Origin of the sequence: Arsenophonus apicola (assembly GCF_020268605.1) — a bacterium.
GTDB classification, from domain to species: Bacteria; Pseudomonadota; Gammaproteobacteria; order Enterobacterales; family Enterobacteriaceae; genus Arsenophonus; species Arsenophonus apicola.
Genome location: NZ_CP084222.1, coordinates 193,142 through 211,931 on the forward strand (window position 1 = coordinate 193,142; position 18,790 = coordinate 211,931).

Sequence of the window (18,790 nt, forward strand, 5' to 3'; positions counted from 1 at the left end):
TTAATATTTATGATAAAATAGTTATCGTAATAAGTCGATTTAAATTAAGCTATGACCACTAATTTGAGCATAAAAGTTCAGAAAAGTCTTTATCGGTGATGTCTACAATTGATGCTTAGTGAGCCTGACTATTTTGTAACTTTGAAGTTGAAGCTGTGGTTTATGGTCGTAAGTTAGTTATGCCATTTTAGCTACTTAGTAAAATCAGTCATTGGCGATAAACAACTCGCCGTGCAAGCGTTTAATTTCATCATTTTTGTCTATGAATTATAAAAATAAATTTTATTGCTGAATTTTTTCGTTGATAGGAAAATTGGATCCATTATGATGAATGGATAGGTTGATTCTATCAAATTTCTATTTAGGGAAGGAGTAGGCATGAATATTCGTGATTTGGAGTACCTTGTTGCATTAGCTGAGCATAAACATTTTCGGCGTGCTGCAGATGCCTGCCATGTTAGTCAACCAACCCTAAGCGGTCAAATTCGTAAATTAGAAGACGATTTAGGGGTTATGTTGTTAGAACGAACAAGCCGAAAGGTTCTGTTTACTCAGCAGGGATTATTGTTAGTTGAACAAGCTAGAACAGTATTGCGAGAAGTTAAGATATTGCAGGAAATGGCTTCCTTGCAAGGTGAAAGCATGTCAGGCCCTTTACACATAGGATTAATTCCTACCATCGGCCCTTATCTTTTGCCTCACATTATTCCAGAGTTACACCGTTTATTTCCTAAATTGGAAATGTATTTACATGAAGCACAAACACACCATCTGTTAGCGCAATTAAATAATGGCAAACTGGATTGTGCTATATTAGCGCAAGTGAAAGAAACCGAAGCTTTTATTGAAATTCCTCTCTATGAGGAACCTATGCGATTAGCCATTTATGAAGGGCATCCATGGTTCAATCGTAAAGAAATTGAAATGCACGAGCTTGTCGGGCAGAAATTACTTATGTTGGAAGATGGTCACTGTTTGCGTGATCAAGCGATGGGATATTGTTTTCAGGTTGGAGCCAAAGATGATACCCACTTTCGTGCCACCAGTTTGGAGACATTACGTAACATGGTGGCAGCCGGCAGTGGTATCACACTCTTGCCAGATTTATCTGTACCGAAAGAGATAAAACGTGATGGCGTCTACTATCTTGATTGTATTAACCCTGTTCCTTCACGTTCGGTTGTTTTAGTTTATCGTCCTGGTTCACCACTTAGAAGTTGTCATGAACAATTTGCTGAGGCAATACGTAAACAAATGCAGCGATACTATAGTAAAAATTAATTGTTTACTTACTACTAATATTGGGAGCTATTTGTTTAAAACAGACGGTTTAAGCCATTTAGCGCGGCAACCCGAAATGCTTCAGCCATAGTTGGATAATTGAAGGTAGTATTAACGAAATATTCAATAGTATTACCTTCACCTTTTTGCTCCATAATAGCCTGTCCAATATGAATAATTTCTGCTGCACGCTCACCAAAGCAGTGAATACCTAGAATTTTTAATGTTTCGCCATGAAATAGAATTTTTAAACTGCCTACATTCATCCCTGCTATCTGTGCTCTGGCTAAGTGTTTAAATTGAGCGCGCCCGACTTCATATGGGATTTTCATGGCAGTCAATTGTTGTTCTGTTTTACCGACAGAACTAATTTCTGGAATGGTGTAGATGCCAGTTGGAATATCCTCAATTAAATGGGTATCGCCGTGACCCGTTGTTATTGCACGGGCAGCGAGACGACCTTGATCATAAGCTGCTGAAGCTAGGCTGGGATAACCAATAACATCGCCGACCGCATAGATATTTTCATTGTGAGTACGATAGGTAGCGTCAACTTTAATCAGACCTCGATTATCAATAGGAATAGCGATATTTTCTAAATTTAGATTATCGGTATTTCCGGTACGGCCATTGGCATATAATAGACAATCGGCTTTGACCTTTTTACCTGATTTCAGATGGATAATTACGCCATCATCGGTTCCCTCGATTTTTTCATATTCTTCATTATGGCGAATAACAACCCCATTATTCCAAAAATGGTATGATAAAGCATCTGACATTTCTTGATCTAGAAACGATAGAAGGTGATCACGGGTATTAATAAGATCAACTTTTACCCCTAACCCTCTAAAAATTGAAGCATATTCACAACCAATTACCCCTGCTCCATAAATGATAACATGACGGGGTTCATGATTGAGTGTTAAAATTGAATCGCTATTGTAAATGCGTGAATGCTGAAAATCGACATCGGGGGGACAGTAAGGACGAGAGCCAGTTGCGATAATAATTTTTTCAGCATATAGCGTATCGTCGGTACCATCATTATAAAGAACTTTTACGGTATGTTCGTCAATGAAAGAGGCTTCACCAGCAAACATATTACAACCGTTTCGTTCGTAAAATCCTTGTCGCATATGTGTTTGTTGATTGATTACAGTTTCGGCTTGTTTAAGAATGTCGGAGAAAGAAGAGCGTAAAAGTCGGGACTTATCGCTATATAATGGATTTTGATTAAATTCGATAATTCTGCTGACTGCATGCCGAAGCGCTTTAGAGGGAATGGTTCCCCAGTGGGTACAACCACCGCCAATCTTATTATAACGTTCAATGACTGCAACTTTTTTCCCTTGTTTTACCAACCCCATTGCTGCACCTTCTCCCCCGGGGCCGGAACCAATAACGATAGTATCAAATTGAATCTGTGGCATTCGGTATAACCTATTATTATGTAAATACAAATAAACAACTCACTTTAACATTATCTTCTTTAATCAAGCTTAAATATAAGATTTAGGCTCTACATTTTAATAAACAAACAGAAATTCCTTATATACTAGTTAAACTTAAGGACACTGCAAATCCGTTAAATTTTGGTATAGTGGTCTAGTTGCATTATTATCGAAGAGGTATATTAATTACTGTGAGTAATATTACAGGCATTAGAGCAAAGCAGAAAGAAAAAACGCGTCGTTCTCTGGTAGAAGCGGCTTTTAGTCAATTGAGTGCTGAGCGTAGCTTTACTAGTCTCAGCTTACGTGAAGTTGCTCGAGAAGCGGGTATTGCACCGACTTCTTTTTATCGACATTTTCGTGATGTTGATGAATTAGGATTGACTATGGTTGATGAAAGCGGGCTTATGCTCCGTCAATTAATGCGTCAAGCTCGACAGCGTATTGCAAAAGGTGGCAGTGTCATTCGAACATCTGTTGCTACTTTTATGGAATTTATTGGTAATAATCCGAATGCCTTTCGGTTATTGCTGCGTGAACGTTCCGGCACATCGGCTGAGTTTCGTGCTGCCGTTGCCAGAGAAATTCAGCATTTTATTGCTGAATTGGCCGATTACCTGCAACAGGAAAGTAATATGCCTCGGTATTTTACTGAAATACAAGCAGAAGCCATGGTGACTATTGTATTTAGTGCGGGGGCAGAAGCATTAGATATTGATCAGGAAAAAAGGCAACTTTTGGAAGAGCGATTAGTATTACAACTTAGAATGATCGCTAGGGGAGCCTATTATTGGTATCGTCGTGAACAGGAAAAACATAATATCAAATTATAAATAATTTTTTGCAGTAAACTCCAAATTGCAACTATTTATTATTAATATCTCCTATATTAGCTTTTTAAATGACTTTTAATAATATTAGTGTTAGAGAAATATTATCAATATTATTTAATATTTATTCTTACAGTAAAATAATATTATCCATCGTTAATGAGTCACTTTACCGTTATGACTTATAAAACGCCATATTTTTAATGGCGTTTTTATTTCATTTAATTGTCTGTATTCTCAAGTAAAACACCACACTCAATATGGTGGGTATAAGGGAATTGATCGAATAATGCTACTCGATGAATTTTATGGGTTTTATTAAGTATATTTAGATTGTGACAAAGTGTATTAGGATTACAGGATATATAAAGAATACGTGGATATTTTTGTACTAATTCAAGCGTTTTTTCATCTAAACCACAGCGAGGTGGATCAATTAAAATAGTTTCACATTTATAACTCGTTAAATCAATATCTCCAAGGCGTTTAAACTGACGTTCACCTTGTATTGCTTGGGTGAAATCTTCTGCCGACATTCGGATAATTTTTACATTATTAATTTTATTAGCTTCAATATTATATTGAGCGGCAGCTACTGATGGTTTTGCGATCTCGGTTGCCAGTACACGATTAAAATTTTGCGCTAGTGCGATAGAAAAATTACCGTTTCCACAATAAAGCTCAAGTAAATCTCCTCTTGCGTTTTTAGTACAATCAATTGCCCATTCTAACATTTTGATATTTATTCCGGCATTGGGTTGGGTAAAACTATTTTCAATTTGCCGATAGATAATTGATTTACCTGCAATAGGTAATACCTCATCAATATGATCCTGTTCTAATATAATTTTTGTTTTTGCTGCACGTCCAATAAGCTGTATATCAAAACCTTGACTAATTAAAGCAATACGTAACTGTTTAGCTTGCTCAATCCATTCCTCATTCAATTTTTTGTGGTAAATTAATGAAACAATGATCTTATTACTTAATGTTGATAAATAATCTACTTGGAAGAGTTTATAACGTAAAAGTGGTTTAGCTTTAATTAATGGAATTAAAGCAACCATCATTTGATTAATTAATTTACAAGCGACAGGTAATTGATCAATTCTTATACGTTGTTTAGTCGTTTGATCAAACATTATATGAAATAAATCTTGTCCTTCATGCCAAAGACGAAATTCAGCGCGCATTCTATAGTGGGAAAAATCAGAACGAAAAATTTCTGGTTTAGGTGCATTAAAAGGCAGCATAATACTGTTTAAATATTTGATTTTTTCAGTTAACTGCGAGTTGTATTGGGTAATTGACAAATTATTTAGCATGTATTCAGATTCATATTGATAAAAAATTTTCTATCGTAAGATTGTAGGGAAAGAGAAATAGATGTCTAGCTTTGCTGCACGATTTATGGTTTGTAATTAAAATAGTTTTTCTAAAGCTTACTTTTCAATATTGCTACTAAGAGCCGTAAAATTTTAGGCCATCGATATTGGACAGTAATGCAAAAATAAAAATAAGTTATAATATTGTCTTAAAACAAGGGGACAGTTATTACAGCTGTACATGGATTTATTCAATCTAGTATTACTGTATAATTATTCACGACTATTTTTACTAACAATTCTCTTATCGGTATATTGTTCATTATTGTGATGAAATGAATGAAAAATGAAATAAAAAAAGTAACCTCTGCTCAATTGAAAACAGCTCGACCAACTATTCTAATTTTTGATTCTGGGGTTGGTGGGTTATCTGTTTACCGTGAAGTTAGACAGTTATTGCCAGATCTACACTATATTTATGCTTTTGATAATGATGCTTTTCCCTATGGAGAAAAGAGCGCCGAATTTATTATTGAACGTATTATCCGCTTCATCGATCAAATTCAACAAAAACACGCATTGGCAATAGCAATTATTGCTTGTAATACGGCAAGTACGGTCAGTCTGCCTGCTTTAAGAGCGCATTTTCAATTTCCAATTATAGGTGTTGTTCCCGCCATAAAACCCGCAACTAAATTAACACGTAATGGTATTATTGGATTATTAGCAACCAAGGCAACTGTTAGTGGAAACTATACTAGAGAGCTAATCGACCGATTTGCTATTGATTGTAAAGTTGAGATGATTGCTTCATCAGAATTAGTCGAATTAGCAGAAAAAAAACTTCATGGTCATATAATCTCAAAAGAAACGCTAGTACGTATTGTAAAACCGTGGTTAAAAATGAAAGAACCCCCTGACACTATTGTACTCGGTTGTACACATTTCCCTTTATTAACAGAAGAACTTAAAGAAGTGTTGTTTGATGGAACCCGACTTATTGATTCTGGCGCAGCAATTGCTAGACGAGCAGTTTGGTTAATCAATAATCATCAAAATTTGATTTTGACTAAAAATAAAAATATCGCTTATTGCACTAAAAAGGATGTTGAAGCTGAAAAACTTATCCCTGTACTGATGAATGAAGGTTTCAATCAATTAGAAAAAATTTCTATTTAAGTCGATTTGTCGAAATATAAATCAATTAGACAATTTTTTTTAAATAACGGTTGCCAGCGGCGTAAAACCGCCTATAATGCGCTCCCACTGGCCAAGAATAAATAATTAAATTCTTAGTCAGTAATTAAAAAGAAAGTAGAATAACTACTTGACTTTACAGGTGAAAAGCGTAATATACGCCACCTCGCGACCTGGGTCGCACGCTCTTTAACAATTAATCAGACAATCTGTGTGGGCACTCGCAAGACATCATCAAAAACTATTTGAAGATTAAGTCTTGAAGAGTGACAAAACAGTTAATTCATATATGAACTAATAAGCAGTAACGTGATTTTGGGCCACAGCGAAGGCGTTAAAACGTCGACAAAGTGGCAAAAAGAAGCGTTACGGCCAGTAAAACATTCTTTGAGCATCAAACTTTTAATTGAAGAGTTTGATCATGGCTCAGATTGAACGCTGGCGGCAGGCCTAACACATGCAAGTCGAGCGGCAGCGGGAGAAAGCTTGCTTTCTTGCCGGCGAGCGGCGGACGGGTGAGTAAGGTATGGGGATCTGGCCGAAGGCGGGGGATAACCACTGGAAACGGTGGCTAATACCGCATAATCTCTAAGGAGCAAAGTGGGGGACCATTAGGCCTCACACCTTCGGATGAACCCATATGAGATTAGCTAGTAGGTGGGGTAAAGGCTCACCTAGGCGACGATCTCTAGCTGGTCTGAGAGGATGATCAGCCACACTGGGACTGAGACACGGCCCAGACTCCTACGGGAGGCAGCAGTGGGGAATATTGCACAATGGGCGCAAGCCTGATGCAGCCATGCCGCGTGTATGAAGAAGGCCTTCGGGTTGTAAAGTACTTTCAGTCGTGAGGAAGGTGTTAAGGTTAATATTCTTAGCAATTGACGTTAGCGACAGAAGAAGCACCGGCTAACTCCGTGCCAGCAGCCGCGGTAATACGGAGGGTGCGAGCGTTAATCGGAATTACTGGGCGTAAAGGGCACGCAGGCGGTTAATTAAGTTGGATGTGAAATCCCCGGGCTTAACCTGGGAATGGCATTCAAGACTGGTTAGCTAGAGTCTTGTAGAGGGGTAGAATTCCATGTGTAGCGGTGAAATGCGTAGAGATGTGGAGGAATACCGGTGGCGAAGGCGGCCCCCTGGACAGAGACTGACGCTCATGTGCGAAAGCGTGGGGAGCAAACAGGATTAGATACCCTGGTAGTCCACGCTGTAAACGATGTCGATTTGGAGGTTGTGGTCATGAACTGTGGCCTCCGGAGCTAACGCGTTAAATCGACCGCCTGGGGAGTACGGCCGCAAGGTTAAAACTCAAATGAATTGACGGGGGCCCGCACAAGCGGTGGAGCATGTGGTTTAATTCGATGCAACGCGAAGAACCTTACCTACTCTTGACATCCAGCGAAGCCTTTAGAGATAGAGGCGTGCCTTCGGGAGCGCTGAGACAGGTGCTGCATGGCTGTCGTCAGCTCGTGTTGTGAAATGTTGGGTTAAGTCCCGCAACGAGGCGCAACCCTTATCCTTTGTTGCCAGCGATACGGTCGGGAACTCAAAGGAGACTGCCGGTGATAAACCGGAGGAAGGTGGGGATGACGTCAAGTCATCATGGCCCTTACGAGTAGGGCTACACACGTGCTACAATGGCGTATACAGAGAGAGGCGAGCCTGCGAGGGGAAGCGGAACTCAGAAAGTACGTCGAAGTCCGGATTGGAGTCTGCAACTCGACTCCATGAAGTCGGAATCGCTAGTAATCGCGGATCAGCATGTCGCGGTGAATACGTTCCCGGGCCTTGTACACACCGCCCGTCACACCATGGGAGTGGGTTGCAAAGAAGTAGGTAGCTTAACCTTCGGGATGGCGCTTACCACTTTGTGATTCATGACTGGGGTGAAGTCGTAACAAGGTAACCGTAGGGGAACCTGCGGTTGGATCACCTCCTTACCGAGATAGATGGAATGTGAGTGTTCACACAGATTGTCTGATGAAGATGAGAGTAAAGCCAATCTAAGATTGACTGAAGACCTTGTAGTCCCCTTCGTCTAGAGGCCTAGGACATCGCCCTTTCACGGCGGTAACAGGGGTTCGAATCCCCTAGGGGACGCCACTTCGGTGATTAGAAAGGCCGCGCATGAACCGATGTGTGAAGCCGGTGCTTTACTTGATAATGATTAAGCCAATTCAACGAGTTGGTTTAACAATTATGCTCTTTAACAATCTGGAACAAGCTAAAAATTGAAACACACATTATTGAGAAAATAATGTGGAGAACTCTCAATACTCCAACGTGAAGTGTCATCACAGTCAGGAAGGCAGGCGTTATGAGCGAGCAGTCAGGAATTCGAGGCGGCCAGCGCGCAGCAAGCGCAGCGTACAAAAGTACGTGAGCATTGCGAGCACTACCAACAAAGAATTACTGTACGCGCAGCCATAACCTATCAGAATGATAGTGAAATAAAGACATCTTCGGGTTGTGAGGTTAAGCGAATGAAGCGTACACGGTGGATGCCTAGGCAGTCAGAGGCGATGAAGGACGTGCTAATCTGCGAAAAGCGTCGGTAAGCTGATATGAAGCGTTATAGCCGGCGATGTCCGAATGGGGAAACCCAGTGCATTAATGCACTATCGTTTGATGAATACATAGTCAAACGAGGGCGAACCGGGGAACTGGAAACATCTCAGTACCCCGAGGAAAAGAAATCAACCGAGATTCCCCCAGTAGCGGCGAGCGAACGGGGAGCAGCCCAGAGTCAGCATCGATATTAGCATCAGGAGAAGGGTCTGGAAAGGCGCGCAATAAAGGGTGATAGCCCCGTATCCGAAGATGTTAGTATGGTGAGCTCGAAGAGTAGGGCGGGACACGTGTTATCCTGTCTGAATATGGGGGGACCATCCTCCAAGGCTAAATACTCCTGACTGACCGATAGTGAACCAGTACCGTGAGGGAAAGGCGAAAAGAACCCCGGCGAGGGAGTGAAAAGAACCTGAAACCGTGTACGTACAAGCAGTGGGAGCCCCATCACTCAAGTGCCTCGGCAGTTGGGTGATGGCATACCATCACAATAACAGCGCAGGCTTTGCCAACAAGGTTGTTCGGTTTTTTCAAGCCGCAGCGCAGTGTACCTAAAAGTACACGAGCAGCGGAAGTTAAAAAAGCGGACAAGATTGGCCGCAAAGACAAGCGGGACATTTGAGGATGGGGTGACTGCGTACCTTTTGTATAATGGGTCAGCGACTTATATTCTGTAGCAAGGTTAACCGCATAGGGGAGCCGTAGGGAAACCGAGTCTTAACTGGGCGTCAAGTTGCAGGGTATAGACCCGAAACCCGGTGATCTAGCCATGGGCAGGTTGAAGGTTGGGTAACACTAACTGGAGGACCGAACCGACTAATGTTGAAAAAATTAGCGGATGACTTGTGGCTGGGGTGAAAGGCCAATCAAACCGGGAGATAGCTGGTTCTCCCCGAAAGCTATTTAGGTAGCGCCTCGTGAACTCATCTTCGGGGTAGAGCACTGTTTCGGCTAGGGGTCATCCCGACTTACCAACCCGATGCAAACTCCGAATACCGAAGAATGTAATCACGGGAGACACACGGCGGGTGCTAACGTCCGTCGTGAAGAGGGAAACAACCCAGACCGCCAGCTAAGGTCCCAAAGTCATGGTTAAGTGGGAAACGAAGTGGGAAGGCTTAGACAGCCAGGATGTTGGCTTAGAAGCAGCCATCATTTAAAGAAAGCGTAATAGCTCACTGGTCGAGTCGGCCTGCGCGGAAGATGTAACGGGGCTAAACCATGCACCGAAGCTGCGGCAGCGACAGCAATGTTGTTGGGTAGGGGAGCGTTCTGTAAGCCGTCGAAGGTGGACTGAGAGGTCTGCTGGAGGTATCAGAAGTGCGAATGCTGACATAAGTAACGATAAAGCGGGTGAAAACCCGCTCGCCGAAAGACCAAGGGTTCCTGTCCAACGTTAATCGGGGCAGGGTAAGTCGACCCTAAGGCGAGGCTGAAAAGCGTAGTCGATGGGAAACGGGTTAATATTCCCGTACTAAGGGTGACTGCGAAGGGGGGACGGAGAAGGCTAGGCTATCCGGGCGACGGTTGTCCCGGTTTAAGCGTGTAGGTGGGTTATGCCGGCAAATCCGCATGACCAAGACACTGAGGCGTGATGACGAGCCACTAAGGTGGTGAAGTAGTTGATGCCCGGCTTCCAGGAAAAGCCTCTAAGCGATAGGTAACCATTAATCGTACCCCAAACCGACACAGGTGGTTAGGTAGAGAATACTCAGGCGCTTGAGAGAACTCGGGTGAAGGAACTAGGCAAAATGGTGCCGTAACTTCGGGAGAAGGCACGCTGGCGTTAGGTGAAGTGGTTCGCCCATGGAGCTGAAGCCAGTCGCAGATACCAGCTGGCTGCAACTGTTTATTAAAAACACAGCACTGTGCAAACACGAAAGTGGACGTATACGGTGTGACGCCTGCCCGGTGCTGGAAGGTTAATTGATGGGGTAAGCCGTAAGGCGAAGCTCTTGATCGAAGCCCCAGTAAACGGCGGCCGTAACTATAACGGTCCTAAGGTAGCGAAATTCCTTGTCGGGTAAGTTCCGACCTGCACGAATGGCGTAATGATGGCCAGGCTGTCTCCACCCGAGACTCAGTGAAATTGAACTCGCTGTGAAGATGCAGTGTACCCGCGGCAAGACGGAAAGACCCCGTGAACCTTTACTATAGCTTGACACTGAACATTGAGCCTTGATGTGTAGGATAGGTGGGAGGCTTTGAAGTGTGGACGCCAGTTCGCATGGAGCCGACGTTGAAATACCACCCTTTAATGTTTGATGTTCTAACTTGGGCCCGTAATCCGGGCTGAGGACAGTGTCTGGTGGGTAGTTTGACTGGGGCGGTCTCCTCCCAAAGAGTAACGGAGGAGCACGAAGGTTGGCTAATCACGGTCGGACATCGTGAGGTTAGTGCAAAGGCATAAGCCAGCTTGACTGCGAGCGTGACGGCGCGAGCAGGTACGAAAGTAGGTCTTAGTGATCCGGTGGTTCTGAATGGAAGGGCCATCGCTCAACGGATAAAAGGTACTCCGGGGATAACAGGCTGATACCGCCCAAGAGTTCATATCGACGGCGGTGTTTGGCACCTCGATGTCGGCTCATCACATCCTGGGGCTGAAGTAGGTCCCAAGGGTATGGCTGTTCGCCATTTAAAGTGGTACGCGAGCTGGGTTTAGAACGTCGTGAGACAGTTCGGTCCCTATCTGTCGTGGGCGAAGGAAGATTGAGGGGGGCTGCTCCTAGTACGAGAGGACCGGAGTGGACGCACCACTGGTGTACAGGTTGTCATGCCAATGGCATCGCCTGGTAGCTAAGTGCGGAAGAGATAACCGCTGAAAGCATCTAAGCGGGAAACTTGCCTCAAGATGAGTCTTCCCTGACAGTAATGTCCTATAAGGGGTGTTCGAGACGAGGACGTAGATAGGCTGGGTGTGTAAGCGTAGCGATACGTTGAGCTAACCAGTACTAATGACCCGAGAGGCTTAACCTGACAACACCGAAGGTGTTTTGAGAAGAGATTTTAGCTTGTTCAGAGATTGGTGCCTGTAAGCGGTTACGGCGCTAGAAGTCAACGGGCGAGATGGCCTGCGCATAGCGAGAGGCAGCCGAGATGAGCGCCCGAGGCAGTAGCGTAACGAAACAGGATAGCGAAAAAAGAATTTGTCTGGCGGTAATAGCGCGGTGGTGCCACCTGATCCCATGCCGAACTCAGAAGTGAAATGCCGTAGCGCCGATGGTAGTGTGGGGTCTCCCCATGTGAGAGTAGGGAGCTGCCAGACGTTAATTTAATGCTAATGGCTGAGGCCATTAGTGAAATAAATCGGGTGGTGCGGTAGTTCAGTTGGTTAGAATACCGGCCTGTCACGCCGGGGGTCGCGGGTTCGAGCCCCGTCCGCACCGCCACCTATTTAGGGGCGTAGTTCAATTGGTAGAGCACCGGTCTCCAAAACCGGGTGTTGGGAGTTCGAGTCTCTCCGCCCCTGCCATTTATAGCTTTATAAATAATGTTATTAAATATCAAAAAACCCAGTTTTATTGACTGGGTATTTTTCTATGGATCCCTCAAAACTATGTTTCTATTTTTAATATTCTAATTTTTATTTATTAAATTGATGGATCTTTAGTCTATCATCTTATTTTTCATAGATATTAGAGACAAAAACATTACGATCGTTTTTTGTACTTTTTGGCCATAATAAATATTTTTTATTAATAATTGGTTATATGGCTAAAAGTTTATATTTTACTTATTCATAATTAATTATTCTTAATAGGTATTTTTACTAATTTATCAATCAATGTTTCGTGTCCATTATTTTGTAACCAAATAGCATAAATTGGTTTGCTATAGACAACGGGCAATAGGGTTTCTAATTCAAGGTATTGATTAAGCCAATGAATGGGTAAAACAGCGGCGGATTTTGTTGGATATAATAGCTCCCGGGCAAGATTAGCCGATGTTGTTAGTAGTGTAGGCGAATTTTCAAGTAAAGATGAATTTTCAGTAATATTGAAATCAGCATTCCAGTCAAGTTTGATAAGATTGAATTTCGATAGCGTTAAATTTTTTTTATTTGTTATCAGTTGTAATTTTATTTCACCAATGATAGCGCTTTCAAACTCATCCATTTTTGGTGGTTCGGTTGCAATAAGTAAATCAAGTTCACGTGAATGAAGCTGTTTTACTAAAGATTGTCGCGTTGATATTCTGCATTCAAGATGAAGCTCTTTATGTTTTTGATAGATAAGTTGTATCCAATTTGTTAAGCATCCTTCCCATAGTAATATTGTTGAGCCTATTGAAAATTCTGTGTGTAATGATTGTTGAGAAATTTCTTTTTTAGCTTGTAGCCAGGTATTTATTAACGATTTTGCGTAGGGAATCAAGCGTTCGCCTGCCGCAGTTAAACGAATGTTATTGCGATGCCGGGCAAATAAAATAGTCCCTAATTGAGTTTCTAATTGACGTATTCGAAAACTGACAGCTGATTGTGTTAGGTATAACGATTCGGCTGCTCGACCAAAATGTCGAGTTTTACTAACTTCTAAAAAAGTTTTTAATAATTCAGTATCCACAACAATCTCCAAAATTTTTAATCTTAACGATTTAAATGTTTTGTTTTACAGAATGCAATAGCTAACTAATACTCCGCGCCATAATGAGTGTGACATTAGAGAGGTAGGAGTGTGTTAGATGGCAGAAAGCTTTATCACGACTAATCGTTTTTTTGATAATAAAAATTATCCTCGAGGTTTTTCTCGTCATGGTGATTTCACCATTAAAGAAGCTCAGTTGTTAGAACGTTGCGGTCAAGCTTTCAATGAACTTGATTTAGGTAAGCGTCAACCACAGACAGAAGAAGAAAAACTTTTTGTAGCTATGTGTCGCGGTGAACGCGAACCTGTGACACTAGAAGAAAAAGTATGGTCTAAGTATATGACTCGTATTAGCCGACCTAAGCGTTTTCATACCTTATCTGGAGGTAAACCACAACTAGATCCCTCAGAAGACTATACCGATACTGAAGATTAATATCATCATAGATCTAAAAAAAGGGGTTTTAGCACCCCTTTATTATGCAATTTGTTTTTGTAACTGAATAAGTAGCTTATCCATACTGCGGTAACTAATTGCTTCAATAATATCAATTTTTTCAATTTGTTGTTGCTGTTTTAAATCGGCAATAGTTCGTGAAACTTTTAATATACGATTCCAAGCTCTGATTGAGAGGCCAAGTTTATTTAATGTTGTTTCTAAAAAAAGGGCATCATTCGGCTTTAGTATACAAAAAAGTGAGGCTTCTTTGCTACTTAGTTTTGCATTAATTTTACCCGAACGTTCAATTTGTTGTTTTCTTGCTTGTATCACTCGTTGTTTTATATTGAAACTGGTTTCATTTGTTGGTGTAGAGTGACTTAATGTCCCTAGTGGTAAAAGAGGTACCTCTATAGAGAGATCAAAACGATCTAAGAATGGCCCAGATATCTTTGCTAGATAACGGAGGATCTGTTTTGGGCTAGCTCGGTTATATATACCTTTATAGTGGCCCATCGCGCTGGGATTTAAAGCGGCAATAAGCTGAATATTGGCTGGAAAATTAACTTTAGCTTTTGCACGCGAAATTATTATTTCACCAGATTCTAAGGGTTCCCTAAGGGCATCGAGTACTTTTCGTTCAAATTCAGCTAGTTCATCAAGAAATAGAATACCATTATGGGCTAAAGATATTTCCCCAGGTTTGGGTAAGCTGCCGCCACCTATTAATGCTGCCATAGAAGCACTGTGATGAGGAGCTCTAAATGGCCGTGTAGGCCATTTTTCGTTATTAAATGAAATATCACATAAACTTTTTATTGAAGCTACCTCTAGCGCTTCTTGATTGGTTAGATCAGGTAAGATAGTAATTAGGCGATTGGCAAGCATGGTCTTACCTGTGCCAGGTGGGCCAAGCAATAAAAGGTTATGTCCTCCGGCGGCTGTAATCTCTAATGCGCGCTTGGCGTGTTGTTGACCAATTATATCATTGATATCAGTTACGTTAGTCTGCTTGTGGTTGGTAATAGGTGTTTCTCGATTGTGAGGTAAAGTATTTTGATCATGTAAGAAATGACAAATAGCTAGTAGATGTTCGCAAAAATAAACACTCTCAGTTGGTAATAAATTTAATTCATTTGCGTTTTCTATAGAAGTAATCAATTTACGCTGATTTTTTAATGCTGCTTGTGCCGCGGTTATTACTCCTGTTATTCGACGAATTTGGCCAGAAAGTGCTAATTCGCCAAGGAATTCAAATTGATTTAATTTTATTGATGTAATTTGTTCCGATGCCGCTAAAATGGCGAGTGCAATAGCGAGATCATAGCGTCCGCCTTCTTTTGGCAGATCGGCAGGTGCTAAATTGATGGTTATTCTTTTAGATGGATACTGAAAACCACTATTTATTAAAGCACTTCTAACACGATCACGCGCTTCTTTTACAGCTGTTTCTGGCAATCCTACTAAGGTAAGACCAGGTAGTCCATTACTAATATGTGCCTCAACAGTTACCCGTGGGGCATGCATACCAATTGAAGCTCTGGTGTAAATAACAGCTAATGCCATATTTCCTCCCTAACATGTCCATATTTCAATTTTCTTCGTCGGTAAATTAAGGACAACTAGATTTTGATGAATATGGGAAGGTTGTTAGAGAAGTATCAGAAATTTTTACTTTTGTTGTAATTTTTTAGGACAGTGTTGTCATTATTTATAATAAAAAATCGGCTATTAATTATTTAAAGCGATCTACATTATAATCTAAGTTTAGCTGATTAAACTTAAGCTAATAATTTTACACAAAGCTAAATAATATTTATATATTGGTGTTATTTTCTATAATTTTTGAATTTTGTAATTTTTTATTTTAATTATTTTCCATAAAATGTTTAATAATCTTATTATAAAGTAAATTTATTGATTCTAATCGTTATTTTTTATTTTTTAATAAAAAAATAAAATAACTATTGTCAAATAAATGGCAACGTGTTAACACTAAATAAGTAAATAAATTATCGAGATCAAAGAACGAATATTATGTCTAACGTGTTTGTCCTAATAATTAACCTAATTATTGTGAGCGTGGTGGTGATTATCCCACCGTGCGGGGCAGCACTTGGAAGAAGAAAGGCAGAATAACTAGCCAGATTTCACAAGAACCCCGCACCGAAAGGCGCGGGGTTTTTTTTAGCTTTAAATTTGTGTTAGTTAGCGGTGAGAATTTAAAAAATAACCACATAAATTAGGGTGCGGGAGCAGATAATGAATGGAGCGCAATGGTTAGTTCAGGCATTAATTAGCCAAGGGGTTGAACAGATTTTTGGTTATCCGGGTGGGGCCATTATGCCTGTTTATGATGCTTTATATGATAGTGATTTGCAGCATCTATTATGTCGTCATGAGCAAGGTGCTGTTATGGCTGCAATTGGTTATGCCAGAGCAACGAATAAACCAGGGATCTGTATCGCAACATCTGGGCCTGGGGCAACGAATTTGATCACTGGTTTAGCTGATGCATTATTAGATTCAGTGCCTATTGTTGCCATAACAGGACAGGTTGCTTTGGAGCTTATTGGCACAGATGCCTTTCAGGAAGTTGACGTTTTAAGTCTTTCTTTAGCTTGTACAAAACACAGTTTCTTAGTGGATTCTGTTGAGATGTTGCCACAGGTGATTACTGAGGCTTTCAGTATTGCGACAACGGGGCGTCCAGGACCCGTCTTAATTGATATTCCTAAAGATATACAGTTACAAACGACCCATTTGCCGCCCTATTTTATGCCAGTTGCACAAAAATCATTTTATTCTGCCAATCAATTAGCAACTGCATGTGAAATTATGCAACAAGCGAAACAGCCTATTTTGTATGTGGGTGGTGGTGTTGGTATGTCAGGAGCGGTCGCTGAGTTGAGAGATTTTATTGCTATCACTGGATTACCCACTGTTTCTACATTAAAGGGACTAGGTGCCGTCACAGCAAATGATCCATATTATTTGGGGATGTTGGGTATGCATGGTAACAAAGCGGCAAATTTTGCAGTACAGGAATGTGATCTATTGCTGGCGGTAGGTGCAAGGTTTGATGATCGTGTGACCGGCAAATTGAATACATTTGCGCCTAATGCCAAAGTCATCCATTTAGATATAGATTGTGCTGAATTGAATAAATTGCGTCAGGCTTATGTTTGTTTACTCGGTGATGCAAAACTATTGTTACCGCAATTAGCACGTCCATTAAATATTGCATCATGGCAAGCCAAAATAAGCGCATTGAAAAGCGAGTATGAATGGAATTATAACTATATTGGGGATGTTATCAATGCCCCTACTTTGTTAAAACAAATCTCAGAACGTATGCATGCTGATACGATTGTTACAACCGATGTTGGACAACATCAGATGTGGACGGCACAGCATATGGCATTTCGAGCACCGGAAAATTTTATTACCTCTAGTGGATTAGGTTCAATGGGATTTGGCATTCCAGCCGCAATTGGCGCTCAGTTAGCTCGCCCTAATGCAGCGGTAATCTGTATTTCAGGTGATGGTTCTTTTATGATGAATATTCAGGAATTAGCTACCATAAAGCGCAAACAATTACCGATCAAAATTGTGCTTATCGATAACCAGCGTTTGGGTATGGTACGTCAGTGGCAAGAACTATTTTTTCAACAACGCTATAGTGAAACCCAGTTAACGGATAATCCAGATTTTATTGCGCTAGCTGCATCATTCAATATTGCCGGTCAGTGTATTACACACACATCAGAAATTAACGACGCACTAGATAGATTATTTAGTCATGCTGGCCCCTTTTTGCTACAGGTGTCTATTAATGAATTAGAAAATGTTTGGCCGTTGGTTCCTCCAGGTGCCAGCAATGAAAAAATGATGGAGCAACCCTTATGAGACACTATCGATTAAATATTGAAGCGCGCTTTCGGCCAGAGATTTTAGAGCGCATTTTGCGGGTAACTCGTCATCGGGGATTTCAGGTTAATGCAATAATTATGAATCAACGATCGGATGGAAATAACGTTAGCATTGAGATAACGGTTAATAGTCAACGTCCACTGAATATACTGTGTTCACAGTTAATTAAATTGGTAGATGTGTTTGATATTGAAATCAAGCAACAAGCTGTCAAACAATCAATCGTAATGTAAGGTAAAAAAATGACAAAAAAGGCAGATTATATTTGGTTCAACGGAGAAATGGTGCCCTGGGCGGAAGCAAAGATACATGTTATGTCTCACTCTTTGCATTATGGTACTTCGGTTTTTGAAGGTATTCGCTGTTATCACTCTCATCAAGGTCCAGTAATTTTTCGCCATCGTGAGCATATGCAGCGTTTACACGATTCAGCAAAAATTTATCGCATGCCTTTAAACCAAAGCGTTGATGAATTAATGGTAGCCTGTCGCGAAACCATCCGTAAAAATAAGTTAGTGAGCGGCTATATTAGACCACTCGTTTTTATTGGTGATGTTGGTATGGGCGTTAATCCACCACCAGGTTATAAAACGGATGTCATTATTGCGGCTTTTCCATGGGGAACGTATTTAGGTGAAAAAGCACTAGAACAAGGTATTGATGCAATGGTTTCGTCTTGGCATCGTGCCGCTCCCAATACCATTCCGACAGCCGCTAAAGCCGGTGGTAATTATTTATCGTCTTTACTGGTAGGTAGTGAAGCGCGTCGTCATGGCTATCAGGAAGGAATTGCGTTAGATGTTAGTGGTTATATTTCCGAAGGTGCGGGTGAGAACCTATTTGAAGTTAAAGATAAGGTACTTTTTACACCACCATTTACCTCGTCAGCACTACCCGGCATTACACGTGATGCAATTATCAAGTTAGCTACTGAATTGGGATTTGAAGTTCGTGAACAAATGTTATCACGTGAATCGTTGTATCTGGCGGATGAAATTTTTATGACCGGTACTGCTGCTGAGATTACGCCAGTTCGTAGTGTTGATGGTATTCAAGTCGGGATTGGTCACTGTGGCCCAGTAACCAAACGTATCCAGCAGGCTTTTTTTGGTTTGTTTGATGGTACGACAAAAGATAAATGGAACTGGTTAGATCCTGTCAATAGTTAGTTCAAATT

12 protein-coding genes, 3 tRNA genes and 3 rRNA genes are annotated in these 18,790 nt (G+C 41.2%); 14 read left to right on the forward strand and 4 right to left on the reverse strand.

Going from position 1 to position 18,790, the window contains the following annotated elements:
* Nucleotides 1–378 precede the first annotated feature (378 nt).
* Nucleotides 379–1,281: a DNA-binding transcriptional regulator OxyR gene (oxyR, locus tag LDL57_RS00790; protein ID WP_180559215.1), complete on the forward strand. Its 903-nt coding sequence runs from the start codon at nucleotides 379–381 to the stop codon at nucleotides 1,279–1,281.
* Between the two features lie 35 nt (nucleotides 1,282–1,316).
* Here the strand turns inward: oxyR and sthA are convergent, their stop codons facing one another.
* A complete protein-coding gene (sthA, locus tag LDL57_RS00795; RefSeq protein ID WP_180559216.1) occupies nucleotides 1,317–2,714 on the reverse strand; it encodes a Si-specific NAD(P)(+) transhydrogenase in 1,398 nt (465 codons plus the stop codon).
* A gap of 221 nt (nucleotides 2,715–2,935) precedes the next feature.
* On the opposite strand from sthA, the gene fabR reads away from it, so the two are divergent.
* Nucleotides 2,936–3,568 (forward strand): HTH-type transcriptional repressor FabR, encoded by a 633-nt coding sequence (gene fabR / locus LDL57_RS00800; RefSeq protein ID WP_180559223.1) that lies wholly within the window; start codon nucleotides 2,936–2,938, stop codon nucleotides 3,566–3,568.
* A gap of 218 nt (nucleotides 3,569–3,786) precedes the next feature.
* Here the strand turns inward: fabR and trmA are convergent, their stop codons facing one another.
* The gene (trmA, locus tag LDL57_RS00805; RefSeq protein ID WP_180559217.1) at nucleotides 3,787–4,890 is read right to left on the reverse strand and encodes a tRNA (uridine(54)-C5)-methyltransferase TrmA; all 1,104 of its coding nucleotides are present in this window, start codon (nucleotides 4,888–4,890) and stop codon (nucleotides 3,787–3,789) included.
* Between the two features lie 339 nt (nucleotides 4,891–5,229).
* Here trmA and murI point away from each other — a divergent pair, with 339 nt between their 5' ends.
* From murI to LDL57_RS00840, 7 genes are all read left to right on the forward strand, one after another.
* Nucleotides 5,230–6,069 (forward strand): glutamate racemase, encoded by an 840-nt coding sequence (gene murI / locus LDL57_RS00810; RefSeq protein ID WP_180559218.1) that lies wholly within the window; start codon nucleotides 5,230–5,232, stop codon nucleotides 6,067–6,069.
* 421 nt (nucleotides 6,070–6,490) lie between these two features.
* A 16S ribosomal RNA gene (locus LDL57_RS00815) occupies nucleotides 6,491–8,030 on the forward strand.
* An 87-nt stretch (nucleotides 8,031–8,117) separates the two neighbouring features.
* A tRNA-Glu gene (locus LDL57_RS00820) sits at nucleotides 8,118–8,193 on the forward strand.
* A gap of 370 nt (nucleotides 8,194–8,563) precedes the next feature.
* Nucleotides 8,564–11,634 (forward strand): 23S ribosomal RNA (locus LDL57_RS00825).
* 173 nt (nucleotides 11,635–11,807) lie between these two features.
* Nucleotides 11,808–11,923, forward strand: a 5S ribosomal RNA gene (rrf, locus tag LDL57_RS00830).
* Together the 16S, 23S and 5S rRNA genes with 3 tRNA genes alongside form the textbook arrangement of a ribosomal RNA operon.
* A gap of 47 nt (nucleotides 11,924–11,970) precedes the next feature.
* A tRNA-Asp gene (locus tag LDL57_RS00835) sits at nucleotides 11,971–12,047 on the forward strand.
* Nucleotides 12,048–12,054: 7 nt separating this feature from the next.
* Nucleotides 12,055–12,130, forward strand: a tRNA-Trp gene (locus tag LDL57_RS00840).
* 271 nt (nucleotides 12,131–12,401) lie between these two features.
* Here LDL57_RS00840 and hdfR read toward each other — a convergent pair.
* Nucleotides 12,402–13,220 carry an HTH-type transcriptional regulator HdfR gene (gene hdfR / locus LDL57_RS00845; protein ID WP_180558592.1) on the reverse strand — a complete coding sequence of 273 codons (819 nt, stop codon included), beginning with the start codon at nucleotides 13,218–13,220 and terminating at the stop codon, nucleotides 12,402–12,404.
* 118 nt (nucleotides 13,221–13,338) lie between these two features.
* On the opposite strand from hdfR, the gene LDL57_RS00850 reads away from it, so the two are divergent.
* Complete coding sequence (locus LDL57_RS00850) at nucleotides 13,339–13,677, forward strand: MaoP family protein (protein ID WP_180558591.1); 339 nt, start codon at nucleotides 13,339–13,341, stop codon at nucleotides 13,675–13,677.
* A 42-nt stretch (nucleotides 13,678–13,719) separates the two neighbouring features.
* Here the strand turns inward: LDL57_RS00850 and LDL57_RS00855 are convergent, their stop codons facing one another.
* Nucleotides 13,720–15,246 carry a YifB family Mg chelatase-like AAA ATPase gene (locus LDL57_RS00855; RefSeq protein ID WP_225506775.1) on the reverse strand — a complete coding sequence of 509 codons (1,527 nt, stop codon included), beginning with the start codon at nucleotides 15,244–15,246 and terminating at the stop codon, nucleotides 13,720–13,722.
* A 471-nt stretch (nucleotides 15,247–15,717) separates the two neighbouring features.
* On the opposite strand from LDL57_RS00855, the gene LDL57_RS00860 reads away from it, so the two are divergent.
* From LDL57_RS00860 to LDL57_RS00875, 4 genes are all read left to right on the forward strand, one after another.
* Nucleotides 15,718–15,819 (forward strand): IlvGEDA operon leader peptide, encoded by a 102-nt coding sequence (locus LDL57_RS00860; RefSeq protein ID WP_180558589.1) that lies wholly within the window; start codon nucleotides 15,718–15,720, stop codon nucleotides 15,817–15,819.
* A 123-nt stretch (nucleotides 15,820–15,942) separates the two neighbouring features.
* Entirely contained in the window at nucleotides 15,943–17,589 is a 1,647-nt protein-coding gene (gene ilvG, locus LDL57_RS00865) for an acetolactate synthase 2 catalytic subunit (RefSeq protein WP_180558588.1), read from the forward strand.
* On the forward strand, nucleotides 17,586–17,846 hold the full coding sequence (gene ilvM / locus LDL57_RS00870) for an acetolactate synthase 2 small subunit (RefSeq protein WP_180558587.1): 261 nt from the start codon (nucleotides 17,586–17,588) through the stop codon (nucleotides 17,844–17,846). The genes ilvG and ilvM overlap by 4 nt, the downstream gene beginning before the upstream one ends.
* A gap of 9 nt (nucleotides 17,847–17,855) precedes the next feature.
* Nucleotides 17,856–18,782 carry a branched-chain amino acid transaminase gene (locus tag LDL57_RS00875; RefSeq protein ID WP_180558586.1) on the forward strand — a complete coding sequence of 309 codons (927 nt, stop codon included), beginning with the start codon at nucleotides 17,856–17,858 and terminating at the stop codon, nucleotides 18,780–18,782.
* Nucleotides 18,783–18,790 lie beyond the last annotated feature (8 nt).